Raw genomic sequence first — 22,152 nt, forward strand, 5'->3', positions numbered from 1 at the left:
GATGGCAGACTCCTCCCGCTGGACCCGGATCATCGTCGCCGGGCTCGTCACCGGCTTCGTGATGGTCGCGGTCAACAAGGGCGTGGGCAGGGACGAGACCCCCGCCCGCGCCTCGGTCGTGCCCAAGCGCCTCGACATCCCCTCGCTGGGCATCGAGGCGCCGCTGATGAAGCTCGGCGTCACCGACGGCCAGATCGACCTGCCGCCCTTCGACAGGCCGGACACGGCCGGATGGCTCAAGGAGAGCGCGGTCCCCGGCGACCCCGGCTCCGCGGTGATCCTCGGGCACGTGGACACCAAGACCGACCCGGCCGTCTTCTACAAGCTGAAGCAGATGCGGTCCGGGCAGGTGATCAAGGTCGTGCGCAGCGACGGCAAGGTCGCCCAGTACCGCGTCGACTCCATCGAGCAGACCAGCAAGGAACGTTTCCCCGCAGACAAGGTCTACCTGGAGGACGGCCTGAGGCTCATCACCTGCGGCGGGACCTTCGACTGGGACAAGCACGAGTACCGCGACAACGTGATCGTCTACGCGACCCTCGTCAAGGCGAGGACCTGACCCGATCCGAGACGGACTAGGCTAACTGTTCGTGCTGGTCCTGGCCTTTGATACCGCGACCCCCGCCGTCACCGCAGCGCTGCACGACGGCGAGAGAGTCCTGGCCGAGTCGACGACGGTTGACGCGCGTCGGCACGGCGAACTGCTCGTACCCACGATTGAGACGGTCCTGCGGGAGGCCGGTGCCGTCCTCGCCGACGTCACGGTCGTCGTCGCGGGCGCCGGTCCCGGTCCCTACACCGGGCTGCGGGTCGGCCTGGTCACCGCCCAGGCCCTGGCGACCTCGCTGGGCGTGCCCGCGTACGGCGTGTGCACCCTCGACGCCGTGGCCTACGGCAGCGGCCTTGAGGAGCCGTTCCTGGTGGCAACCGACGCCCGCCGCAAGGAGGTCTTCTGGGGCCACTACGAGGACCGCAGGACACGTCTGTCCGGACCGGCCGTCGACAAGCCCCAGGACCTGCCCGCTGAGCTGCCGCTCGTCGGCGCGGGCGCGCGGATGTACGCCGAGGTCGTCGGCGCCTCCCGGCTGCTCGACGTCCCCGAGTACCCCTTCGCCGGGGCGCTGGCGGCGCTTGCCGCCGAGCAGCTCGGCCAGCCCGACGTGGCGGAGGTCGTGGAGAGCGGCACGCACCCGGTGCTGAGCCTGCCCAGGCCGATCTACCTGCGCCGTCCCGACGCCCAGGTGCCCGCGCCGCCGAAGAGGGTCACGGCGTGAGCGCTACCCTGCGCCCGATGACCGTGGACGACCTGCCCGCGGTGATGAAGGTCGAGCGTGAGACCTTCCCGCTGGACGCCTGGAGCGAGGGCATGCTCCGCGGCGAGCTGGACGACCAGCCGAGGACCAGGCACTACGTGGTCGCCGTCGTCGGCGAGGAGATCGTCGGCTACGCCGGTCTCTACGCCGCGGGGGACCAGGCCGACGTGCAGACCATCGCCGTCTCCGAGGGCCACCGCAGGTCGGGCATCGGCGGCGCCATGCTGACCGAACTGCTCACCGAGGCCGTACGGCGCGGCGCCGAGTCGGTCTTCCTTGAGGTGCGCGCGGACAACCCGGGGGCGCAGGCCGTCTACCACAGGTTCGGGTTCGAGCGGATCGGCCTGCGCCGCCGCTACTACGAGGACGGCACCGACGCGATCATGATGAAGAAGGATCTCAATGCGTGACGAACCCCTGGTGCTGGGCATCGAGACCTCCTGCGACGAGACCGGGATCGGCATCGTCAGGGGGCACACCCTGCTGGCCAACACGATCGCCTCAAGCGTCGAGCAGCACGCCCGCTTCGGCGGCGTCGTGCCCGAGGTCGCCTCACGGGCCCACCTTGAGGCCATGACCCCGACCGTCGAGCGGGCCCTCGACCAGGCCGGTCTGCGCATGACCGACATCGACGCCATCGCGGTGACCGCCGGTCCCGGTCTCGCGGGTGCCCTGCTCGTCGGCGTCGCCGCCGCCAAGGCCTACTCGCTCGGGCTTGGCGTGCCCCTGTACGGCGTGAACCACCTGGCCGCCCACGTCGCGGTTGACCAGCTCGAACACGGCGCCCTGCCGAAGCCCTGCATCGCGATGCTGGTCTCCGGCGGCCACTCCTCGCTGCTGCTGGTGCCCGACGTCGCCAAGGAGGTCATCCCGCTCGGCTCGACCGTGGACGACGCGGCGGGGGAGGCCTTCGACAAGGTAGCCCGCGTGCTCGGCCTGCCCTTCCCCGGCGGCCCCCACATCGACCGGGTCGCGGGCGACGGCTCGGGCACGGCCATCGCCTTCCCCAGGGGCAAGCACGACGACGGGACGCTCGACTTCTCCTTCTCCGGCCTGAAGACCGCAGTCGCCCGCTGGGTCGAGGCCAGGGAGCGCGCCGGTGAGACGATCCACGTGCCGGACGTGGCCGCCTCCTTCCAGGAGGCCGTTGTGGACGTGCTGACCCACAAGGCTCTGCTGGCCTGCCGCGAGTACGGCGTGCAGGACCTGCTGATCGGTGGCGGCGTCGCCGCCAACTCCCGGCTGCGGGCGCTGGCCCAGGAGCGCTGCGACGCGGCGGGCGTACGGCTGCGCGTCCCCCGGCCCGGTCTGTGCACCGACAACGGGGCCATGGTGGCCGCGCTCGGCTCCGACCTGGTCGCGGCCGGGATCTCCCCGTCTCCGCTGGACATCCCCGCCGACTCCTCGCTGCCGATCACCACGGTCCACGTGTGACCCCCCGGCCAGGCGTCAGGCCGGGTGCAGGGCGAGCGCCGGGTAGTCGGTGTAGCCGACGTGGTCGCCGCCGAAGGCCGTGCTGAGGTCGGCCTCGTTCAGCGGCGCGCCCAGGCGCAGGCGCACCGGCAGGTCGGGGTTGGCCAGGAACGCCTTGCCCAGGGCCACCAGGTCGGCGCCCTGGGCGAGCCAGTGGGCGACGGAGTCCGAGGGGACGTCCTTGGCGGGGTCGTTGACGATGAGCGCGTTCGGCCACAGGGAGCGGACCCTCTTGTCGAACTCCGCGGAGCCGCCCGCCAGATGGTGCAGATAGACCAGGTCGAGGCTGGCGAGCTCGGCCAGCAGCGCCGGGTAGACCTCGTCCGCGTCCTCCTCCACCAGGTCCTGGATACCGGTGGCGGGGGAGATCCTGATGCCGACCCGGTGGGCGCCGATCGCCTCGGTGACGGCCCTGGCGGTCTCGACGGCGAAGCGGATCCGGTTCTCCACGGAGCCGCCGAAGCGGTCCTGGCGCTGGTTGGCGTTCTGCGACAGGAACTGCTGGATGAGATAGCCGTTGGCCCCGTGCAGCTCGACCCCGTCGAACCCGGCGTCGACGGCGCGTCGGGCGGCGTCGGCGAAGTCACCGATGGTCGCCTCGACCTCCTCGGTGGTCAGCGCGACGGGGGTCGGCAGGTCCTGCATGCCGTTCGGGGTGAAGATCTGGCCGCCGGGCCGTACCGCGGAAGGGGCGACGGGAAGCGCGCCCGTGTTGTCGGGGTGCCCGATCCGGCCCGCGTGCATGATCTGGGCGAAGATCCGGCCGCCCGCTGCGTGGACGGCGTCGGTCACCTCACGCCACCCGGCGACCTGCTGGTCGGTGTGCAGTCCCGGCGTGTCCATGTATCCCTTGCCGGCCGCGCTCGGCTGCACGCCCTCGGAGACGATCAGTCCGGCCGAGGCGCGTTGCGCGTAGTACAGGGCGGTCAGCGTGGAGGGGACGCCGTCGACGTAGGCGCGCGAGCGGGTCATGGGGGCCATCACCAGGCGGTTGGGCAGCTCCAGCGCGCCGAGCCTGAACGGGGAGAACGGCATGACTGATCCCTTCGAGATCTGACGTGGTCGGCTAACTTGGGCGGCCAACTTGGTTGGCCAAGGCTTAGTTCTACAACTTGGGCAGCCAACTTGCAAGGGGTACGCTGGAGTCGAACAGGAGGACGAGATGACGCTTCCACGGCTTGACGAGGAGCTGACGAGGGTCGAAGCCTGGGACGAGAGTCCTGACAGCCTGAACTGCCTGATGGTCCAGGCCACCCGAGGGCACCGCACTCTCCTGGCGAGCCTCCTGGCGGAGATCGACCTCTACCCGGGCCAGGAACGCGCCCTGACCCTGCTGTGGGAGCTCGGCCCCCAGCCGCAGAACGTGCTGGCCAAGCACATCGGCATCGACATGTCCACGATGACCAAGACTCTCCAGCGTCTCGAACGCAGCGGCTTCGTCAGCCGCGCGCCGAGCCCCGCCAACCGCCGCGTCAGCATCGTGAGCAGCACCCCCAAGGGCGACGCCCTGCGCCCCGAGGTCGAACGCGCCCTGGCGGAGGTCCACCGCAGGATGACCAAGGGCCTGAACTCCACCCAGGCCGGGGAGCTGGCCTTCCTGCTGAGCGTCGTCAGGGACAACCTGTGCGGCGAGGGGACGTGCGAGACCTCCTCCTGCGCCACGGGCGACGACCTCTGCTGACCGTCAGTCCTTGTCGTTGCGCGGCGGGCGCAGCAGGGCCTCGGCGAGGGCGAGCATGGTCTCCTCAAGCGCGCCGAGACGGCGGGTGAGGTCGGCGCGCGCGGGCTCGACGGCCCGGGTCAGCGCCTCGGCGAGCTGCTCGCGGTCCGGCTGGGCCCGCAGCATGCCGCCCAGCGGCGCGAGGGCCGCGCGGGCCTGGGCGACGCACTCCTCAAGAGAGTCGAACCGCCGCGCGTGCTCCCCCTCCCTGGCCTCAAGCAGCCCCTCCAGGCGTTCCGTCGCCTGTACGGCATAGCCGTCGAGCGCGCGCAGCCGGGAGTCCACGGCCTCGATCCTGCTGGTCGTCCGCCCCTCCACGTCGTCGAGACGCTCGTCGAGGGTGTCGAACCGCACCTCGTGCCGGGCCGCGACCTCCCCGAGCCGCCCGCCCGTCTCCGCCACCCGCTCCTCCAGTACGGCGAGCCGCCCGTCGAACCCGCCAAGACGGTCCTCGACGTCCTCGGTCAGACCGTCGATCCTGGCCATGACCAGGTCGATCTTGCCGCTCACCCGCTCGACGGCACCGGACAGACGGCAGGCCGCCTCGCCGACAGCCTCGGCCAGCCCCGCCGACAGCTCGGGCAGGCCCTCCTCAAGGCGCTCCGTACGCTGGGCCAACTCGCCCAGCGTCCTGTCCAGGCGGGTGAACCGGCCCGCCGCGGCCTCCATGCCCGTCTGGAGACGGCCGAGCCGCTCACCGACCAGCTCACCGGTGTCCCGGGTGCCGTCGGTGAGCGCCTGGAGGCAGCCGAGCGCCTCCTCGACGTTCTCCCCGACGGTGCCGAGATCGGCCCACAGGCTCGGCAGCTCGCCCAGCGGTACGACCCGCGCGCCGACCGACTCGACGCCCTCGGACAGGGTGCCGATCCGCGCGCCGACCGCGTCCACGTGGTCGCGGACCGCCTCGACGTGCTGGGCGAGCCCCTCGGCCCACGAGGGCGGACGGGCCATGACGTCGTCGAGACGGACGGTCACGGATTCGAGCGTGCCGCTCAGCCCGCCAAGCTCCCGCTCCCTGACCTCACGCAGCAGCCACTCCATGCCTTCGAGGCGCTGACGGATCTCGTCGAGCACCGCGCCCTGGGTGCGTTGCTCGTACACGTGGTCCTGGGCGGCGCGCGCCAGTAACTCGCGCATCCGGTCGGAGATGGCGCTCTGACCGCCTGGCTGGAGCAGGGTGTGGTCGGAGTGATCCATGGAAAACTCCTTCACCCACCGACGATCGGCCGCGCGGTGGACGTTTGCGATTTGTTTGCGATTTTTACCGGTGAATTACCGGAGAACGCGGCCAGAGCCGCACGCGGAAAAACTCCGCGCGGGCAACCCTAGCCCCTGGATCGTGCGTTCTCCGTGCTGAATTTAAAAGATCTCGATTGCCGGTGAATTGCTCCATGCACCGTTTTGCCAGGTCAGGAAGGGGTGCAGATCAGGGCGAAGGGCCTTTCCTCGATACGGGTCAGAATGACGACCGCGGATTTGCCCCCGGGCAGTCTGAGGTCCTTTCGCAACCGATCGACATCGACCGCCGAACCCCTTTTTTTGATCGTCACGTTCCCCACCCCGCGCTCGCGCAGCGCGGCCCTCAGGCGTTTGAGCGAGAACGGCAGCGTCTCGTGGACCTCGTACCGCGACGCCCACGGCGTCCGCGCCGGGCCGTCCCCCGTGATGTAGGCGATGCGCAGGTCGAGCAGGTGCCCGCCGACCGCGTCGGCGACCTCCGCGACGAGGTGGGCCCTGATCGCCGCCCCGTCCGGCTCGTGGACGAAGCGCCCGACCGGGCCGTGCTCCGCCGTACCGAGTGCGGGATCGGGGGTCAGCGTCGCGCCGGACGGCAGCATCGTGGCCCTGCGCCCGACCCCGCCCGCCAGGGCGCCGCACCAGATCGCGGCCTCCTTGACCTCGCCCCGGTAGGAGACCCACTCGGCCTCCGCGTCCTGCGGGATGAACGCGTAGTCGATCCCGGGGGCGACCTTCAGGCACGCCGCCCGCGCCGCCCTCGCCATCTCCAGCACCAGTGGCCACGGCGGTGAGTAGGCCATCGGGTCGAAGGTCCTGCCCCGTGCCGTACGGCGGGCGGGGTCGGCGAACAGGACGTCGAAACCGGACGGATCGACCGTGGCGGCGTCAGCCGTACGGACCGTGATCCGGTCGCCGAACCCCAGCGCCTCGGCGTTGGCGCGGGCCACCGCGGCGGTGAGCGGATCGGCGTCGACGGCCTCGACCACGCATCCGGCCCTGGCCAGGGCGAGGGTGTCCCCGCCGATGCCGCAACAGACGTCGGCGACCCGGGAGCCGGGCGGGACGCGCAGGGCGCGGTGGTCGGCCACCTCGCGGCGGGTCGCCTGTTCGAGCCCGTTCGGTGTGAAGTACATCACCTGGGCGTCGGCGCCGAACTTCTCCGCGGCGCGCCGTCTGAGCCCGGCCTGGGTGAGCGCCGCGGAGGTCAGGTCGGCGTCGTAGGTCTTCCTGAGCCGCGTCACCGCCGCGACGGGGTCGTCTCCCGCGCTCTCAGCCGCCGCCAGGGCCTCCTGGCCACGGGGCGTCAACAGCCCCAGGAACGAGTCAAGCTCCACACCGCCCGACGCTACCGCCTCGCACGGGTGGAGCCTGTCCCGCGATCCGTCAGTCGGGCAGCTCGCTGAGGTCGATGTCGATGGGGAAGGGGTCGGCGAGCTTGAGACGTCCGTGGTGAATGCCGGTGACGACGTAGCTCTGGTTCACCGGGTCGAGCTCGTAGACGTAGACCACGGGCTCGTCGGCGTTGTTCTCCACCAGCCAGAAGTGCTGGATGCCCGCGGCGGCGTAGCGCCTGGGTTTCACCTCGCGGTCACGCAGTTCGGACTCGGGGGAGATGACCTCGACGACAAGGTGAACCTCCTGGGGAAGGTAGGCCGTGCGGGACCTGTCCCTCGCCACCTCACTGTCGATGATCAGGACATCCGGACACGGTCGCTGCCGTGGGCCGAGCACGACGTCCATCTGGGTTACGGCCTTCAGCTGCTTGGGCGCCTGGGCGTTGAGGCAGGTTCGCAGGCCGTACAGGACGTGCTCGTGGAAACGCTTCTGGGGGGACATGAAGATGAGGGCTCCATCGACGAGTTCGACGTGCTTGAAGAAGTCCGGCTCGCCGTGGGGGCCCTCCTGGGGAAGCCGGTCGAGGTCGTCGGCCGTCCATCCGCCTGGCGGTGGGTAGGGCCAGTTGGCGAGCAGCTCGCCGACCTCGCGCGTTGTGCTCGTTTCCTCGCTCAGCGTGCTGGTCACGTCGCCCACCGTAGCGTCTTTCTCGTCACCGTTCGTAGTCATCGGGTTGCGTTCCCCCCGGTGCTCTCTCGTCTGTTCCCGAAGTCGTATGTTCCCCGATGGGCGTCCCGGTGTCGCCCCGAAGCGCGGGAATTCGCACGATGGTCCTCAGGCGTCCGCGGCGCGGTAGGCGGTGAGGTCGGCGACGAACTTCCTGCGCAGCGCCGGGATGCCGTTGGTCACGCGGAAGAACATCCGGTTGGCCGCCAGGACCGCGCGGCCGACGACCGGCCTGTGCAGGGGGTCGTCGCCGTTCGTGCCGTTCTGGGCGAGGGAGTCGGCGACGCGGGCGAAGCCGTACGGGATCATCTCCGCCTCGTAGGCGGCGACGGCGTCCAGCAGTGACGCGGCGCCATCGCGTACGGCGACGAGTCGCCTGGTCAGGAGCATCGCGTCGCGCAGGGCGGTGTTGGCGCCCACGCCCCGGCCGGGGGTCATGGTGTGTACGGCGTCGCCGAGCAGGGTGACGTTCGTGCTCTTCCAGGGGGCGACCGGCTCCGAGGTGCGGATGGCGATGGGGAAGCAACTGCCCGGGTCGGCGGCGCGGAACAGCGCGCGCAGGTCCGGGTGCCAGTTGGGCGTCATGTCCAGGACCACCCGCTTGAGGTCCTCGCCGCGCAGGTCCATCACGCCGGGCGGGAACCTGCGGGCCGAGGCGGAGAAGCCCCAGTTGATGTAGTCGCGGGTGTTGTCGTACAGCAGGCCGGGCCAGCGCGCGATCAGCTCCGCCTCGTTGCCGCCGACGCCGTGTTTGACCGCGCCGTCGCGGTCCCACTTGAACTCCATGACGTGCCAGATGCAGAACTGGCCCCTGGGGGCGAAGGTGACGGAGATCCCGTCGAAGGCTTCGTCGGGCAGCAGGGCCCTGGTCTCCGGGGTCACCGCGACCTTGGCGGAGACCGCGATCACCCCGGTGTCCCTGACCTTCGCGTGTGGGAGGTACTGCCTGCGGACCCTGGAGCCGGTGCCGTCGGCGGCGACGAGCAGGTCGCCGGTGGCCGAGGTGCCGTCGGCGAAGAAGGCGGTCACGGTGCCGTCGGCGCCGCGCTCGTAGTGGGTGAAGGTCTTGCCGAAGCGCACCACGTCCTCCATCCCGGTGAGCAGCACCTGGCGCAGCGTCATCCGGGAGACCGAGCGTTCGCTGTGGACCGGGTCGTCGCTCTCGGGAAGCCGGAAGGAGGCGATCGTCCTGCGCCGTTCGGTCAGCACGTTGAAGTGGGCGGGTGTCCTGGCGCAGGTGGCGGTGTAGGTGTCGAACAGTTCCCGGGGCAGACACTCCTTCAGCGCCTGGTTGCCCGTTGGGTCGATGCCGACGCGGTAGCCGTGCACGCCGTCGGCGCGGGTGCGGTCGCGTTCGTAGACGGCGACCGAGATCCCGGCGCGCCGTAGGCCGTGGGCCAGGCACATGCCGCCGGTGCCCGCGCCGATGACGATCACGTGGAGAGGGGACATAGGACTCCCTTGAGAAGGCTGCTCCTCTCGAACGCCATGTATCTTGATGTTCGAGGCATATTTGGCTTGATAGTCGAGAGGCTTGAATGTCAAGGGAAAAGTCCGGTGGCTCCGGGGCCGCACGACAGGACAGTGCGCTCAGGGCGGAGCTCGGAGAGGAGATCCAGGCAGGTCAGGCGGCCGTTGACGCGTTCGACGAAGCGGTCGCGCTCTGTCTCGGGGTGAACAGGACCGACCTGCGCTGCCTGGAGATCCTGGCGCGCGAGGGGAGCGTCACGCCCAGCGTCCTCGGGGCGGGCCTGGGGCTCACCACGGGCAGCGTGACCGCGATGCTCGACCGTCTCGAACGGGCGGGACACCTGACGCGCTCCCCGGACCCGGGAGACCGCAGGAAGGTGGTCGTGCGCGCGACTCCCGAGGTCCTCGCCAGGGTGGCCGAGCTGTACGGTCCCATCGTCGAGCGGGGAGGGCGGATGATCGCGGGTTACTCCGACGAGGAGGTCCGTGTGGTGCTGGGTTTCCTGCGGGGTTCGCGGGCGCTGTACGAGGCCGAGATCGAGCGGGTCAGGGGCCTGCCGGGGGCGGGACGGCGGAGGGTTTGAGGTTCGCGTACCCAGTGCGGGGGTGGTTCGTGTTGACTGTCAAGGCCACCTTGCATACTGTTCCGTATTGGCACTCTCCCGGTGAGAGTGCCAAACATACGCGACGAGGCAGGTCTGACACCCGCGACGGCAGACCGCTGGTCGCCTCTTCTAGATCATCCAAATCTGAAGGGGAGGTCCGACGTGACGACCGCCACCAAGGTTCCCGTTAAGCCGCTCGGCGACCGCATTGTGGTCCAGCCGCTTGAGGCCGAGCAGACCACTGCTTCCGGTCTCGTGATCCCGGACACCGCCAAGGAGAAGCCGCAGGAGGGCAAGGTCCTCGCTGTCGGCCCTGGCAACTGGGACGAGGACGGCGACAAGCGCATCCCGCTCGACGTCAAGGAGGGCGACGTCGTCCTCTACAGCAAGTACGGCGGCACCGAGGTGAAGTACGGCGGCGAGGAGTACCTCGTGCTCTCCGCCCGCGACGTGCTCGCCATCATCGAGAAGTAACCAACACTTCACAGCGATGACGTATCGAGCCCCGGGCCGCGCGAGCGCCCGGGGCTTTGATGCGCCGACGTGCTTTCAGAGAGGACCACAATGCCCAAGATCCTGTCCTTCGAGGAGGACGCGCGCCGCGCTCTTGAGCGTGGCGTCAACGCCCTCGCCGACGCGGTCAAGGTGACCCTCGGCCCCCGTGGCCGCAACGTCGTCATCGACAAGAAGTTCGGCGCGCCGACCATCACCAACGACGGTGTCACCATCGCGCGTGAGGTCGAGCTGGAGAAGCCGTACGAGAACCTCGGCGCCCAGCTCGCCAAGGAGGTCGCGACCAAGACCAACGACGTCGCCGGTGACGGCACGACCACCGCGACCGTCCTCGCCCAGGCGATGGTCCGCGAGGGTCTGCGCAACGTCGCCGCCGGTGCCCAGCCGCTGTCCCTCAAGCGTGGCATCGACCTCGGCGCCAAGGCCGTCAGCGACAAGCTGATCGAGTCGGCCAGGCCGGTCGAGGACAAGAAGGAGATCGCCCACGTGGCGACGATCTCCGCTCAGGACGCCAAGATCGGCGAGCTGATCGCCGAGGCGTTCGACAAGGTCGGCAAGGACGGTGTCATCACCGTCGAAGAGTCCAACACCATGGGCCTTGAGCTGGAGTTCACCGAGGGTCTCCAGTTCGACAAGGGCTACCTTTCGCCCTACATGGTCACCGACCAGGAGCGGATGGAAGCGGTCCTCGAAGACCCCTACATCCTGATCCACCAGAGCAAGATCGCTTCAGTCGCGGACTTCCTGCCGCTGCTGGAGAAGGTCGCGCAGACCAAGAAGGCGCTGCTCGTCATCGCCGAGGACGTCGAGGGCGAGGCCCTGGCCGTCCTGGTCACCAACAAGATCCGCGGCACCTTCACCTCGGTCGCGGTCAAGGCCCCCGGCTTCGGCGACCGCCGCAAGGCCATGCTGCAGGACATCGCCATCCTGACCGGTGGCGAGGTCGTCAGCGAGGAGGTCGGCCTCAAGCTTGAGCACGTCGGCCTTGAGGTCCTGGGCACGGCCCGCCGCGTCGTGATCACCAAGGACAGCACCACGGTCGTGGACGGCGCCGGTGACGCGCAGGCCATCGCCGACCGCGTCAAGGAGATCAAGCTCGCCATCGAGCAGTCCGACTCCGACTGGGACCGTGAGAAGCTCCAGGAGCGTCTGGCCAAGCTCTCCGGCGGTGTCTGCGTGCTGAAGGTCGGCGCGGCCACCGAGGTCGAGCTCAAGGAGAAGAAGCACCGCCTTGAGGACGCCATCTCCGCGACGCGCGCCGCGATCGAGGAGGGCATCGTCTCCGGCGGTGGCTCCGCGCTCATCCACGTCGCCAAGGTCCTCGACGACCTGGGTCTGTCCGGCGACGAGGCGACCGGTGTCGCCGTGGTCCGCAAGGCGCTCATCGAGCCCGCCCGCTGGATCGCGGAGAACGCCGGCCTTGAGGGCTACGTCGTGACGACCAAGGTCTCCGAGCTCCCCGTGGGCCAGGGCCTCAACGCCGCCACCGGTGAGTACGGCGACCTGATCGCCCAGGGCGTCATCGACCCGGTCAAGGTCACCCGCTCGGCCGTCCAGAACGCCGCCTCCATCGCCGGCATGCTGCTGACGACCGAGGCGCTCGTGGTGGACAAGCCCGAGGAGGAGGCTCCGGCCGCCGCCGGGCACGGCCACGGGCACGGCCACGGCCACTGATCCGCTTTCGCCGTACGGCCCGCATCTCTCGCAGATGCGGGCCGTTTCGTTTTCCGGTAAACCGGAACGTGTCTCAAAGCGTCATCCTGGGATGCGCACAAGGAGTAAACTTTCACATGACCAATGGCCGACATAATCGGCAATCCAATGAAATATTCCATGGCGATCAAAGCCTTACTGTGTCTGGTTGATTACGCCCCGTTATCTCCCTCTCAATGTGACCAATCCGTAGCCGTTCGCCATGACGACAGGCTCGATCAGGGCGGGCATCATGCCTAACGTGACCGAGGGATGCGTCGCCGACGCCAAAAGTGGGGTAAGGCTTGCGACGAGATCTGAAGGGGTCCCCCACAGGGACGATCTCAAGGATCTGACGAGCCTCGCCGTTCAGGGAGATCGCACCGCGATCGAATCTCTGATCGCGCAGTTACGGCCAATGGTCGTTCGTTATTGCCGTGCCCGCCTGGGGCGGGTTTCCGGTCAGTACCACATAGCGGACGACGTGGCCCAGGAAGTGTGCATCGCGGTTCTGTCCGCCCTGCCGCGCTATCGCGACATGGGGAGGCCCTTCGCGTCCTTCGTCTTCGGTATCGCCTCGCACAAGGTGGCCGACGCGCTGCGCAGTTCCGTGCGCTCCGCCGTACCCACCCAGGACCTTCCTGACGGGCCCGACGAGGGGCCGGGGCCCGAGGAGACCGTGGTGCGCTACATCGAGGCCGAGCACGCCCGCAGGCTGCTCTCCAGGCTCCCGGACAACCAGCGCGAACTGCTCATGCTCCGGGTGGTCTCGGGATTGTCCGCCGAGGAGACGGGTAATGTGCTCGGCATGTCACCAGGTGCGGTTCGGGTCGCCCAGCATCGGGCGCTCGCCCGGTTGCGCGCGATGGCGGAGCTGGAGTCGATAGCTTGACCGCCGACCAGCCGGGCCGGATTCTTCGGCACCGCGGGGAAGCGTGGAGAGGGTCTCGCCGGGCCGGTGGGACCCGCTGGCGGGTGCCCTCATGACGGCGGTCCACCCCAGGCGCCCCGTCAGGAGATACGGCCCCGAGGAGGACAGGGGCGTCGCCGAGACCGACAGCCTTCTCGACGCGCTCTCACGGCGTGAGCCCGTCGCGTCCTCGGACGTCGCCGTCGGCCTGCTGGCCGCGCTGATCGGCGACGTCGATCAGCGATGCCCCTCGGTGTCGGTCACCCCGTCCACGTAACCCCTGGCGTACTCCCAGGTCACGTAGTTGGTCGGGTCGGGTTGGTAGGCGGGTTCGTGGACCTGTGGCCTGCCGTTCTCGATCATCTGACGCAGGTTGCCGCGCAGCAGCTCCCAGTCGAAGTAGTGCTGCTCCCCGCACTCGGGGCAGTCGAGCACCAGCCCGAGCACGCCCTGGGGTTCGAGGAGGGACCTGAAGACCTCGACGTCGGCGAGGTCCGTCATGGCCTCGTCGCGTTCGGCCGAGGTCAGCGCCTGGGGGGCCTCCGCCTCGCCCATCGCCGCCGCCGGGTCGTCGGGGTCGTCCGCGAACGGATCGCGGGGGACGTCGTCGAGCACCATCCCACCTTATGGCCTGGATGTGCCTCTCGCCCCCGAACAGGTAGGAGCCTGTCGTGGCGTGCGGTTCACCGGCGCGCGGAGCTTTCCTGCCCCGGTTCAGGTGAGCCAGCCGCGCCGGGCCGCCTCGGCGCCCGCCTGGAAGCGGGACTGGGCGCCCAGCTCGGCCATGGCGTCGGCGAATCTGGCGCGTACGGTTCGCACCGAGATCCCGAGCTGCCTGGCGATCATCTCGTCGCAGACGCCCTGGGCCGCCAGCCGCAGCACCTGGATCATCCCGTCACCCCGGCGCGGCCAGGGCAGCGGCGCCGCGCGGGCCCACAGCTCGTCGAAGAGCGAGCGCAGCGCGTCCACCACGACCGGCGTCCTGACCAGGTGGAAGTTGTAGGCGCTCTCCGCGAGCGTGCCACCCCACCTGGCGGGCACGCCCGCCGCGTCGGACCCGGCGACCAGGAACCAGCTCGGCACCGTGTCCAGGGTGCGGACGCTGGCCCCGGCCTGCTGGAACTGGGTCAGCTTCTCCCGCAGGGCGGGGATCTCCAGGGTCTGGACGGGGATGATGTTCCTGGTGGACAGCAGTCCCGCGCGCTGCGCCCCGATCCACTGGTCGGCGTAGCGGTGCGCGAAGTCGTTCATCGTGCGCCGGTCGGGGATGACCGAGAGCAGTTCGAGCGGCGGTGACTGTACGGCCATGCCGATCACGCTCTCGTACAGCTCGTCCGCCCCGCCGACCAGATCGACCGAGAACCGGCCCGTCTGGTAGTCGCGGCCCGCGTCGTACTGGTGGATGAGGTCGCGGATCGAGCCGACGACGGTGTCGATCCTGCGGCTCTCCGCGGCGAGCCGGTCGAGCCGGTCGGCGAGCAGGTGGCCCAGGGCCGTCGCGGGGTGGCGGGCGAGGTACTCGCCGCCCTGCTCGTGGACCACGCCCAGCTTCACCAGTGTGGCCAGCTCACGGCTGAGCGGCTCCGGGGAGCCGTCCAATGCTTCGGCGAGTTCGGCGCAGGTTGCGCGGTGTAGTCGTAGCACCGCGTTGTACAGGGAGATCTGGGCCGAGGTGAAGCCCAGACCCTCAAGCGGCGGTGTGTCGGTACGCATCGGCGAGAGGCTCCAGAGAGGACACGGCGTTCCGCGAGAATAACGTCCCGAAATCACCGGTGTCCGGGCGTTGCGTCTTCTGGGCCACTTCCGGTCTCGTGGACGACTCGTCCCACGGCCGGTCCTCCCGGGGTCCTCCCGGGCCTTCCCGGGGGCTCTCCTGGGACGACGGGTGCAGGTTCGTGCAACTGCACGTCCGTACATTGCGGATGAACGGAAGGTGACACAGACTTTACCCAGCGTCGGCGAGGGGCGTGGGCGTAGTGGCCGTTCGGACGCGGAGGGGGGTCCGACGGCGTGCGGTGCCCCCGCGCCTCCCGCCGGTGACCGGGGAACCGGGCGGGTCACCGACCGCTCGGTTCCCCAAACCCCGGCCGGGACCGGGCGGTCCGTCGGCCGCCCGGCTCCCGACCGTCTGGGGAGGGGGCTCCTCCCGAGGGGGGAACCGGACGCTCACCGGCCGTTCGGTTCCCCACCTTTCCCCGGTGTCCTCCTGCTTTGGCGCCAGACTCTAAACTGTGACCCGGGGGCCGGCGCCTTCCCCACTCCCATGAGAGCGCCGTGGCAGGAGGGTCGCAGATGGCAAGGTTCACCGAGACCGGGCTCACGTTCGACGACGTGCTCCTGGTTCCCGCCTATTCGGATCTACAGCCGGGTGAGGCCGACACGACCACCCGCCTGTCGCGGGGGATCACCCTGCGCATTCCGCTCGTCTCCGCGGCCATGGACACGGTCACCGAGGCCAGGATGGCGGTCGCCATGGCCCGTCAGGGCGGCATCGGCATCCTGCACCGCAACCTCTCCATCGAGGAGCAGGCCCAGCAGGTCGATCTCGTCAAGCGCTCTGAGGCCGGGATGGTCACCAACCCGGTGACCTGTTCCCCCGACGACACGCTCGCCGACGTCGAGCGCCTGTGCGCCACCTACCGCATCTCCGGCGTCCCGGTCACCGACGGCAGCGGCGTGCTGGTCGGCATCGTCACCAACCGCGACATGCGCTTCGAGAGCGACCACAGCCGCACCGTGCGCGAGGTCATGACCAAGATGCCGCTGGTCACCGCGCCGGTCGGGGTCTCCAGGGACGACGCCTTCACGCTGCTGCGGAAGAACAAGATCGAGAAGCTGCCGCTGGTCGACGCGGGCGGACGGCTGCGCGGGCTCATCACCGTCAAGGACTTCACCAAGAGCGAGCAGTACCCCCTGTCCACGAAGGACGCCGACGGCAGGCTCGTCGTCGGGGCCGCGATCGGCGTGGGCGAGGACGCCGAGAAGCGTGCCGCCGCCCTGATCGAGGCCGGGGTCGACGTGGTCATCGTGGACGTCGCGCACGGCCACTCCAAGGGCCTGGCCGACATGGTCTCCAAGCTCAAGGCCAACAGCGGCGTCGAGGTCATCGGCGGCAACATCGCCACCCGCGCGGGCGCCCAGATGCTGGTCGACGCCGGGGCCGACGCGGTCAAGGTCGGCGTCGGGCCCGGCTCCATCTGCACCACCCGGGTGGTCGCGGGCGTCGGTGCCCCGCAGGTCACGGCCATCCACGAGGCCTCGCTCGCCGCGGGCCCTGCGGGCATCCCGGTGATCGGCGACGGCGGCCTGCAGTACTCCGGCGACATCGCCAAGGCCATCGCGGCCGGGGCCGACGCGGTCATGCTCGGCTCGCTCCTGGCGGGCTGCGAGGAGTCTCCCGGTGAGTTGATCTTCATCAACGGCAAGCAGTTCAAGTCCTACCGGGGGATGGGCTCGCTGGGCGCGGTCCGCAACCGCGAGCGCGGCGGCGCCTCCTTCAGCAAGGACCGCTACGCCCAGGCCGACGTCGGCAGCGAGGACAGGTTCATCCCCGAGGGCATCGAGGGACAGGTCCCCTACCGTGGGCCGATCGCCGCGGTCGCCCACCAGCTCGTCGGCGGCCTGCGCCAGGGCATGTGGTACGCCGGGTGCCGCACGATCGCGGAGATGCACACCAGGTGCGAGCTCATGCCGATCACCGCGGCCGGGCTCAAGGAGAGCCACCCGCACGACATCCAGATGACCGTCGAGGCTCCGAACTACCACCGCCGGTAGAGTCCTCCCGGCTCTCGTGGCGGGCCGGACCGTGACGGCACGGTACGGCCCGCCGTACAGGCACGACATGGAAAGACAGGCATATGACTCAGGTGGAGATCGGTCGCGGCAAGAACGGCCGCCGTGCCTACGCGCTCGACGAGATCGGCATCGTCCCCTCCCGTCGCACCCGTGACCCGGAGGAGGTCTCGATCGCGTGGCAGATCGACGCCTACCGGTTCGAGCTGCCCGTCGTGGTGAGCCCGATGGACAGCGTGGTCTCCCCGGCGACGGCGATCGAGGTCGGCAGGCTCGGCGGGCTGGCCGTACTCGACCTTGAGGGGTTGTGGACCCGCTACGACGACCCGGCCTCGCTGCTGGCCGAGGTGGCCGAGCTTGAGGGGGAGGCCGCGACCAGGCGGCTCCAGGAGATCTACAACGCGCCGATCAGGGAAGAGCTGATCGGCCGTCGCATCGAGGAGATCCGCGGGGCCGGGGTGACCACGGCGGTCCGGCTGTCGCCGCAGCGCACGGTCCAGTACCACAAGGCCGTCATCGACGCGGGCGTGGACATCTTCGTGATCCGCGGCACCACGGTCTCCGCCGAGCACGTCTCCGGGCGGGCCGAGCCGCTCAACCTGAAGCAGTTCATCTACGAGCTGGACGTGCCGGTGATCGTCGGCGGCTGCGCCACCTACACCGCGGCCCTGCACCTGATGCGGACCGGCGCGGCCGGTGTCCTGGTCGGCTTCGGCGGTGGCGCCTCGCACACCACGCGCACGGTGCTCGGCGTCGCGGTGCCGATGGCCACCGCGATCTCCGACGTGGCCGCGGCCCGTCGTGACTACATGGACGAGTCGGGCGGCCGGTACGTCCACGTCGTCGCCGACGGCGGCATGGGCACCTCGGGCGACATCGCCAAGGCGATCGCCTGCGGCGCGGACGCGGTCATGGTCGGCTCGCCGCTGGCCAGGGCCGTCGAGGCTCCGGGCCGCGGGTTCCACTGGGGCTCGGAGGCCCAGCACCCCGAGCTGCCCCGGGGCAAGCGGGTGCAGTTCGGCACGGTCGGCACGCTGGAGCAGATCCTGCACGGCCCCTCCTCGGTCGCCGACGGCTCGATGAACCTCATGGGCGCGCTCAAGCGGACGATGGCCACCGCGGGCTACTCCGACCTGAAGGAGTTCCAGCGCGTCGAGGTCGTCGTGGCCCCGCAGGGGTCCTGACCTCTCGCCTTCGGGAAACCGGAGGCGCTTTCCGTGCCCGGGGCGGTTCGCTCCGGGCACGTGTGTTTTTCCGCACATCCGAGTTCTGTCCCGTGTCGCTCCGAAACGGAACTGTCACCGATCGGGAAGTTCCCAGGTCGCGACCCTGGAGTGTGCAACGGGTGCCAGGAATTGGCATCGGGGGACATTGTCATGAATGTCGACGCAGACCCGTGGGTGGTTACAAAATTGACACTGTCTGCGTCGGTAAAAGTGACGTAAGCCGAAAAATCTGTGAACATTCCCATGTGTCGGATGATCGTGAGCTGCGGGTCGCTCTTCGGGAAGGCCCGTTCCACGTCGCGCTCCGCGCCGCCGTCGAAGCGAGGGGGCTGACGCTGGACCGGCTCCGCCACCGCCTTGAGGAACGCGGGCTGCGGGTCGGGATGACGAGCCTGAGCTACTGGCAGCAGGGGCTGCGCCGTCCCGAGCGGCCCGAGTCGCTGCGGGCCGTACGGGCGCTTGAGGAGATCCTCATCCTCCCGCCGCGCTCGCTGATGGGCCTGCTCGGACCGCCGCGGCCCCGGGGCAGGGGGCAGGGCGGTGGCGTCGTGTCCAGCCCGATCTCCTACGCCACGATCCTCGAACCCTCCCGCGCGCTCTCCGCCCTGCTGCACGACCTCGACGGCGCCGCCGACGACAGGCGGCTGCACATCGGCGGGATGTACGAGACGCTGCAGATCGGCCCCGACCGCAGCGTCGTGCGCCGGGAGACGCTCCAGGTGGTGCGGGCGCAGGAGCCGACCGACCGCCACATCATCGTCTACCGGGGTGACCTGGGGTGCGACGTCGAGCGGGTGCGGATCAGGGCGCTTGAGGACTGCCGGGTCGGCAGGGTCAGGCGGGACGGGCCGACCGCGCTCGTGGCGGCCGAGCTGCTGTTCGACCGCAGGCTGCGGGTCGGGGAGACCCAGGTGATCCGCTACGAACTGGCCGACCCGAGCGGGGTGGAGACCACCGAGTACGAGCGCGGGTTCCGCTTCCCCGCCGGGCAGTACACGCTCAGGGTGAGCTTCGCCGCCTCGGCGCTGCCCGTCGGCATCCGCCGCTTCGCCCGCCACGACCACGCCGCCGAGGAGCACGACCACGGCGAGCTGACCCTCAACGCCCACCACGCGGTCCACCTGGTGGCCGACTCCCTGCGCCCCGGCCTGATCGGCATCCGCTGGACCTGGCCTAGTTCAGGACCCCGAGGAGACGCGTGACCTCGGTGGCGACGGCCGTACGGGCCGCTGACAGGTAGACGCGGGAGTCGACGACCCGGGCGTCGGCGGCCAGGTGGTCGCGGATCGTCCCGGTGAAGGTCCTGTTGAGGTGGGTGGCGATGTTGATCTTCTTCATGCCGTGCCGTACGGCGGCGCGGAGGGTGTCGTCGGGCACGCCGGAGGAGCCGTGCAGCACCAGCGGGACCGGGACGGCGGCGCGTAGCGCGGAGATCAGCTCCAGGTCGAGCACGGCGTCCCTGGTCGTCATGGCGTGCGAGCTGCCGACGGCCACGGCCAGCGCGTCCACGCCGGTCCTGGCCACGTAGTCCACGGCCTCGTGCGGCCTGGTCCGCGCCCCGGGAGCGTGCACCCCGTCCTTGCCGCCGACCTCGCCGAGCTCGGCCTCGACCCACAGGCCGTGGGCGTGGCAGTGGGCGGCGACCTCGGCGGTGAGCGCCACGTTCTCCTCGTCGGGCAGCGCCGAGGCGTCGAACATCACCGAGCCGACCCCCAGCGCGATGGCCTCCTCGACGAGCGCGCGGTCGGTGGCGTGGTCGAGGTGGACGGCGACGGGTACGGCCGCCGCCCTGGCGACCGCCAGCGAGGCCGCCGCGATCGGGGCGAGCGCACCGTGGTAGCGGACGCAGTTCTCGCTGATCTGCAGCACGACGGGCGTGCCCGCGGCCTCGGCCCCGGCGACGATCGCCTCCGCGTGTTCGAGCTGGACGACGTTGAACGCGCCGACGCCCGCCGGGGCGTTCCTGATGATGTCGCCTATTCCGGCGAGGGACATGGTTGACCTCCGTTACACCGGTTCCGGTTCCACCCGGACGCCCGGGTGGACCTCCCGCAGGACGTCGGCGTCGAAGTCACCCGCGACCGGGGCCGCGACCGCCGCCGCGCCGAGCGCCGCGGCCCGGCGCAGCCGTTCCGGCCAGGGGGTGCCCTCGACCAGGCCGAGCGTCAGCCCCGCGACCAGCGCGTCACCCGCGCCGGTCGGGTTCCCCTCCACCCGGTACGGCATCGCCGCCCGCCACGCCCCCTCCTGGGTCACCGCGAGCAGGCCGTCCGCCCCGAGGGAGACCACGACCGCCCTGGCCCCCGAGCGCCTGAGGACCTGGGCTCCCCGCACGGCGGCGCCCGGTCCTTGAGGCTCATCGGAGCCGATCAGGGCGCGCGCGAGTTCCTCGGCGTTCGGCTTGACGATCTCGGGGTGCCCGCCGGGGGCGTGTCTGAGCGGTTCGCCGTCGGCGTCCACGATCGCCGGGACGCCGCAAGCACGGGCGCGGGCGGCGAGTTCGGCGTACAGGCGCGGGGAGACCCCGGTGGGCAGGCTGCCGGAGATCACGACCGCGGCGGCACCCCTGAGCCGGGTGTCGTAGTCGTTCAGGAACCGCCCGATCTCGTCCTCGGTGACGGCCGGGCCAGGCTCGTTGAACAGCGCGGTGCGCCGTACCTCCCGGCCGTGGTCGTGGACGGCCAGCGTGGCGCGGGAGGGGGCGGCGATCGGGGTGAGGGCCGTGGGCAGGCCCGCCGCGGTGAGGTCGGCCAGGGCCGCCTCGCCGTTCGGGCCGCCCGCCAGACCGGTGACGAGCACCTCGCAGCCGAGGGCGGCGAGCACCCTGGCCACGTTGACGCCCTTGCCGCCCGCCCTGCGGTGCACGGTCCCGACCCGGTTGACGCCGTCCCAGTCGACGTCTCCGGCCACGTAGGTGACGTCGAGTGCGAGGTTCAGCGTGACGGTCAGGACCGGACCGCGGGCGGGCGGGGAGATCATCGGGGAGCCGTTGTCCACTTTCCGTGCCGCATGACGCCGGAGACCTCCAGGTCGTCGGTGAGCACAACGAGGTCGGCCCGCTTGCCGACGGCGACGGAGCCGAGGTGGTCGGCCAGGCCGAGCACCCTGGCGGGGGTGAGCGAGGTGACCTCGGCCGCCTCGGGAAGTGACAGTCCGACCTGCTGTACGGCTCGGCGGAAGGCCACGTCCATGGTGAGCGTGCTGCCCGCGATGGAGCCGCCCCCGGCCAGCCTCGCGACGCCGTCGACGACCTCGACCCGCATCGGGCCCAGGCCGTACACGCCGTCGCCCATGCCCGTGGCGGCCATCGCGTCGGTGACCAGCGCCGTCCTGCCGGGACCTGCGACGTCGTAGGCCAGGCGCATCATCGCCGGGTGGACGTGCACGCCGTCGTTGACCAGCTCGACCGTGACCCGCTCGTCCTCAAGCAGCGCGGCCACCGGGCCGGGGTCGCGGTGGTGCAGGGACGGCATCGCGTTGTAGAGGTGGGTGGCCACGCTGCCGCCCGCCTCGATGCCCCGCAGGGTCTGCTCGTAGTCGGCGTCGCTGTGACCGAGGGCGGCGATCACGTTGTTGGCGACCGCCTCCCTGATGGTGTCCAGGGCGCCGGGCAGCTCGGCGGCGAGGGTGAGCATCCGCACGTGGCCACGGCCCGCCTTGAGCAGCTCGGTGAACTCCTGCGTGGAGGGGTCCCGCAGGAGAGCCGGGTTGTGCGCGCCGCAGCGGGCCTTGGAGATGTAGGGGCCTTCGAGGTGGATACCGGCCAGCAGGCCGTCGTCGCACAGGTCGGCCAGCGCGGAGGCGGCCCTGGACAGCTCGGCCGTGGTCGCGGTGACCAGGCTGGCCATCATCGTGGTCGTCCCGTGCTCGGCGTGCAGGCCGACGACCCTGCGGGCCTCCTCCTGGTCGCCGTTGGGGAAGGAACCTCCGGCTCCGCCGTGGGAGTGGATGTCGACGAAGCCCGGGACCACGTGGCGGCCCCCGAGGCTGAGGCCCGGTCCCGGGGCGGCACCGCGGCCCACGTGGGTGATGCGGCCGTCCTCGATGGTGAGCCAGCCCTCGTGGACACCTTCGGGGGTCACGACACGGGCGTCGGAGAGTGTGATGCTCATGGCGTCAGTCCTTCCCGCTTCTCCCA

The 22,152-nt window shown here is 70.5% G+C and carries 23 protein-coding genes; 13 read left to right on the forward strand and 10 right to left on the reverse strand.

Annotated features, from left to right (window positions below):
• Position 1 precedes the first annotated feature (1 nt).
• From FHS44_RS04955 to tsaD, 4 genes are read left to right on the forward strand one after another with little or no spacing between them, the layout of a single operon-like run.
• A complete protein-coding gene (locus FHS44_RS04955) occupies positions 2-559 on the forward strand; it encodes a class F sortase (protein WP_184712650.1) in 558 nt (185 codons plus the stop codon).
• A gap of 31 nt (positions 560-590) precedes the next feature.
• Positions 591-1,274: a tRNA (adenosine(37)-N6)-threonylcarbamoyltransferase complex dimerization subunit type 1 TsaB gene (gene tsaB, locus FHS44_RS04960; protein WP_184712651.1), complete on the forward strand. Its 684-nt coding sequence runs from the start codon at positions 591-593 to the stop codon at positions 1,272-1,274.
• A gap of 17 nt (positions 1,275-1,291) precedes the next feature.
• Positions 1,292-1,723: a ribosomal protein S18-alanine N-acetyltransferase gene (gene rimI, locus FHS44_RS04965; RefSeq protein ID WP_184713438.1), complete on the forward strand. Its 432-nt coding sequence runs from the start codon at positions 1,292-1,294 to the stop codon at positions 1,721-1,723.
• Entirely contained in the window at positions 1,716-2,747 is a 1,032-nt protein-coding gene (tsaD, locus tag FHS44_RS04970) for a tRNA (adenosine(37)-N6)-threonylcarbamoyltransferase complex transferase subunit TsaD (protein ID WP_184712652.1), read from the forward strand. The genes rimI and tsaD overlap by 8 nt, the downstream gene beginning before the upstream one ends.
• Before the next feature lie 15 nt (positions 2,748-2,762).
• Here tsaD and FHS44_RS04975 read toward each other — a convergent pair whose 3' ends face one another.
• Positions 2,763-3,821 carry an alkene reductase gene (locus FHS44_RS04975; RefSeq protein ID WP_184712653.1) on the reverse strand — a complete coding sequence of 353 codons (1,059 nt, stop codon included), beginning with the start codon at positions 3,819-3,821 and terminating at the stop codon, positions 2,763-2,765.
• 127 nt (positions 3,822-3,948) lie between these two features.
• Here FHS44_RS04975 and FHS44_RS41630 point away from each other — a divergent pair, with 127 nt between their 5' ends.
• Positions 3,949-4,467: a MarR family winged helix-turn-helix transcriptional regulator gene (locus FHS44_RS41630; RefSeq protein ID WP_184712654.1), complete on the forward strand. Its 519-nt coding sequence runs from the start codon at positions 3,949-3,951 to the stop codon at positions 4,465-4,467.
• Between the two features lie 3 nt (positions 4,468-4,470).
• On the opposite strand, the gene FHS44_RS04985 is transcribed toward FHS44_RS41630, so the two are convergent.
• From FHS44_RS04985 to FHS44_RS05000, 4 genes are all read right to left on the reverse strand, one after another.
• A complete protein-coding gene (locus FHS44_RS04985; RefSeq protein ID WP_184712655.1) occupies positions 4,471-5,703 on the reverse strand; it encodes a hypothetical protein in 1,233 nt (410 codons plus the stop codon).
• Positions 5,704-5,915: 212 nt separating this feature from the next.
• The gene (locus FHS44_RS04990; RefSeq protein ID WP_184712656.1) at positions 5,916-7,079 is read right to left on the reverse strand and encodes a class I SAM-dependent methyltransferase; all 1,164 of its coding nucleotides are present in this window, start codon (positions 7,077-7,079) and stop codon (positions 5,916-5,918) included.
• A 49-nt stretch (positions 7,080-7,128) separates the two neighbouring features.
• Entirely contained in the window at positions 7,129-7,767 is a 639-nt protein-coding gene (locus FHS44_RS04995; RefSeq protein ID WP_312863527.1) for a Uma2 family endonuclease, read from the reverse strand.
• A 147-nt stretch (positions 7,768-7,914) separates the two neighbouring features.
• A complete protein-coding gene (locus tag FHS44_RS05000; protein ID WP_184712658.1) occupies positions 7,915-9,258 on the reverse strand; it encodes an FAD-dependent oxidoreductase in 1,344 nt (447 codons plus the stop codon).
• 86 nt (positions 9,259-9,344) lie between these two features.
• Between FHS44_RS05000 and FHS44_RS05005 the strand changes: the two genes are divergently transcribed.
• The 5 genes from FHS44_RS05005 to FHS44_RS05025 all read left to right on the forward strand — a co-directional run bounded on the left by FHS44_RS05005 (position 9,345) and on the right by FHS44_RS05025 (position 13,273).
• Positions 9,345-9,860, forward strand: a complete 516-nt coding sequence (locus FHS44_RS05005; RefSeq protein WP_184712659.1) for a MarR family transcriptional regulator — start codon at positions 9,345-9,347, stop codon at positions 9,858-9,860.
• 183 nt (positions 9,861-10,043) lie between these two features.
• The gene (gene groES / locus FHS44_RS05010; RefSeq protein ID WP_184712660.1) at positions 10,044-10,355 is read left to right on the forward strand and encodes a co-chaperone GroES; all 312 of its coding nucleotides are present in this window, start codon (positions 10,044-10,046) and stop codon (positions 10,353-10,355) included.
• Between the two features lie 90 nt (positions 10,356-10,445).
• The gene (groL, locus tag FHS44_RS05015; RefSeq protein ID WP_184712661.1) at positions 10,446-12,068 is read left to right on the forward strand and encodes a chaperonin GroEL; all 1,623 of its coding nucleotides are present in this window, start codon (positions 10,446-10,448) and stop codon (positions 12,066-12,068) included.
• A 271-nt stretch (positions 12,069-12,339) separates the two neighbouring features.
• Positions 12,340-12,978: a sigma-70 family RNA polymerase sigma factor gene (locus FHS44_RS05020; RefSeq protein ID WP_184713439.1), complete on the forward strand. Its 639-nt coding sequence runs from the start codon at positions 12,340-12,342 to the stop codon at positions 12,976-12,978.
• A 43-nt stretch (positions 12,979-13,021) separates the two neighbouring features.
• On the forward strand, positions 13,022-13,273 hold the full coding sequence (locus tag FHS44_RS05025) for an anti-sigma-D factor RsdA (protein ID WP_184712662.1): 252 nt from the start codon (positions 13,022-13,024) through the stop codon (positions 13,271-13,273).
• Here the strand turns inward: FHS44_RS05025 and FHS44_RS05030 are convergent.
• Positions 13,234-13,614 (reverse strand): DUF5319 family protein, encoded by a 381-nt coding sequence (locus FHS44_RS05030; protein ID WP_221460331.1) that lies wholly within the window; start codon positions 13,612-13,614, stop codon positions 13,234-13,236. The two genes, FHS44_RS05025 and FHS44_RS05030, sit on opposite strands and share 40 nt — an antisense overlap.
• A 96-nt stretch (positions 13,615-13,710) precedes the next feature.
• A complete protein-coding gene (locus FHS44_RS05035) occupies positions 13,711-14,709 on the reverse strand; it encodes a helix-turn-helix transcriptional regulator (protein ID WP_184712663.1) in 999 nt (332 codons plus the stop codon).
• Positions 14,710-15,288: 579 nt separating this feature from the next.
• Here FHS44_RS05035 and guaB point away from each other — a divergent pair.
• The 3 genes from guaB to FHS44_RS05050 all read left to right on the forward strand — a co-directional run bounded on the left by guaB (position 15,289) and on the right by FHS44_RS05050 (position 19,216).
• Positions 15,289-16,770 (forward strand): IMP dehydrogenase, encoded by a 1,482-nt coding sequence (guaB, locus tag FHS44_RS05040; RefSeq protein WP_184712664.1) that lies wholly within the window; start codon positions 15,289-15,291, stop codon positions 16,768-16,770.
• Between the two features lie 83 nt (positions 16,771-16,853).
• A complete protein-coding gene (locus tag FHS44_RS05045) occupies positions 16,854-17,972 on the forward strand; it encodes a GuaB3 family IMP dehydrogenase-related protein (RefSeq protein WP_184712665.1) in 1,119 nt (372 codons plus the stop codon).
• A 287-nt stretch (positions 17,973-18,259) separates the two neighbouring features.
• On the forward strand, positions 18,260-19,216 hold the full coding sequence (locus FHS44_RS05050; protein WP_184712666.1) for a hypothetical protein: 957 nt from the start codon (positions 18,260-18,262) through the stop codon (positions 19,214-19,216).
• Here the strand turns inward: FHS44_RS05050 and FHS44_RS05055 are convergent.
• The 3 genes from FHS44_RS05055 to nagA are packed head-to-tail and all read right to left on the reverse strand — an operon-like array spanning position 19,188 to position 22,126.
• On the reverse strand, positions 19,188-20,009 hold the full coding sequence (locus FHS44_RS05055; protein WP_184712667.1) for a class II fructose-bisphosphate aldolase: 822 nt from the start codon (positions 20,007-20,009) through the stop codon (positions 19,188-19,190). The two genes, FHS44_RS05050 and FHS44_RS05055, sit on opposite strands and share 29 nt — an antisense overlap.
• 12 nt (positions 20,010-20,021) lie before the next feature.
• Positions 20,022-20,993 (reverse strand): 1-phosphofructokinase family hexose kinase, encoded by a 972-nt coding sequence (locus FHS44_RS05060; RefSeq protein WP_184712668.1) that lies wholly within the window; start codon positions 20,991-20,993, stop codon positions 20,022-20,024.
• Positions 20,990-22,126, reverse strand: coding sequence for an N-acetylglucosamine-6-phosphate deacetylase (gene nagA, locus FHS44_RS05065; protein ID WP_184712669.1), 1,137 nt, complete (start codon positions 22,124-22,126; stop codon positions 20,990-20,992). The genes FHS44_RS05060 and nagA overlap by 4 nt, the downstream gene beginning before the upstream one ends.
• Positions 22,127-22,152: the final 26 nt, after the last annotated feature.

Source organism: Streptosporangium saharense (assembly GCF_014203715.1).
Lineage (GTDB): Bacteria > Actinomycetota > Actinomycetes > Streptosporangiales > Streptosporangiaceae > Streptosporangium > Streptosporangium saharense.

Excerpts from the sequence above, each read along its gene's own strand:
- FHS44_RS04955 (WP_184712650.1), top strand. The coding sequence starts at position 2 with ATGGCAGACTCCTCCCGCTGGACCCGGATCATCGTCGCCGGGCTCGTC.
- rimI (WP_184713438.1), top strand. The coding sequence starts at position 1,292 with ATGACCGTGGACGACCTGCCCGCGGTGATGAAGGTCGAGCGTGAGACC.
- tsaD (WP_184712652.1), top strand. The coding sequence starts at position 1,716 with ATGCGTGACGAACCCCTGGTGCTGGGCATCGAGACCTCCTGCGACGAG.
- FHS44_RS04975 (WP_184712653.1), bottom strand. The coding sequence starts at position 3,821 with ATGCCGTTCTCCCCGTTCAGGCTCGGCGCGCTGGAGCTGCCCAACCGC.
- FHS44_RS41630 (WP_184712654.1), top strand. The coding sequence starts at position 3,949 with ATGACGCTTCCACGGCTTGACGAGGAGCTGACGAGGGTCGAAGCCTGG.
- FHS44_RS04985 (WP_184712655.1), bottom strand. The coding sequence starts at position 5,703 with ATGGATCACTCCGACCACACCCTGCTCCAGCCAGGCGGTCAGAGCGCC.
- FHS44_RS05000 (WP_184712658.1), bottom strand. The coding sequence starts at position 9,258 with ATGTCCCCTCTCCACGTGATCGTCATCGGCGCGGGCACCGGCGGCATG.
- FHS44_RS05005 (WP_184712659.1), top strand. The coding sequence starts at position 9,345 with ATGTCAAGGGAAAAGTCCGGTGGCTCCGGGGCCGCACGACAGGACAGT.
- groL (WP_184712661.1), top strand. The coding sequence starts at position 10,446 with ATGCCCAAGATCCTGTCCTTCGAGGAGGACGCGCGCCGCGCTCTTGAG.
- FHS44_RS05020 (WP_184713439.1), top strand. The coding sequence starts at position 12,340 with ATGCCTAACGTGACCGAGGGATGCGTCGCCGACGCCAAAAGTGGGGTA.
- FHS44_RS05030 (WP_221460331.1), bottom strand. The coding sequence starts at position 13,614 with ATGGTGCTCGACGACGTCCCCCGCGATCCGTTCGCGGACGACCCCGAC.
- FHS44_RS05035 (WP_184712663.1), bottom strand. The coding sequence starts at position 14,709 with ATGCGTACCGACACACCGCCGCTTGAGGGTCTGGGCTTCACCTCGGCC.
- guaB (WP_184712664.1), top strand. The coding sequence starts at position 15,289 with ATGGCAAGGTTCACCGAGACCGGGCTCACGTTCGACGACGTGCTCCTG.
- FHS44_RS05045 (WP_184712665.1), top strand. The coding sequence starts at position 16,854 with ATGACTCAGGTGGAGATCGGTCGCGGCAAGAACGGCCGCCGTGCCTAC.
- FHS44_RS05055 (WP_184712667.1), bottom strand. The coding sequence starts at position 20,009 with ATGTCCCTCGCCGGAATAGGCGACATCATCAGGAACGCCCCGGCGGGC.
- FHS44_RS05060 (WP_184712668.1), bottom strand. The coding sequence starts at position 20,993 with ATGATCTCCCCGCCCGCCCGCGGTCCGGTCCTGACCGTCACGCTGAAC.
- nagA (WP_184712669.1), bottom strand. The coding sequence starts at position 22,126 with ATGAGCATCACACTCTCCGACGCCCGTGTCGTGACCCCCGAAGGTGTC.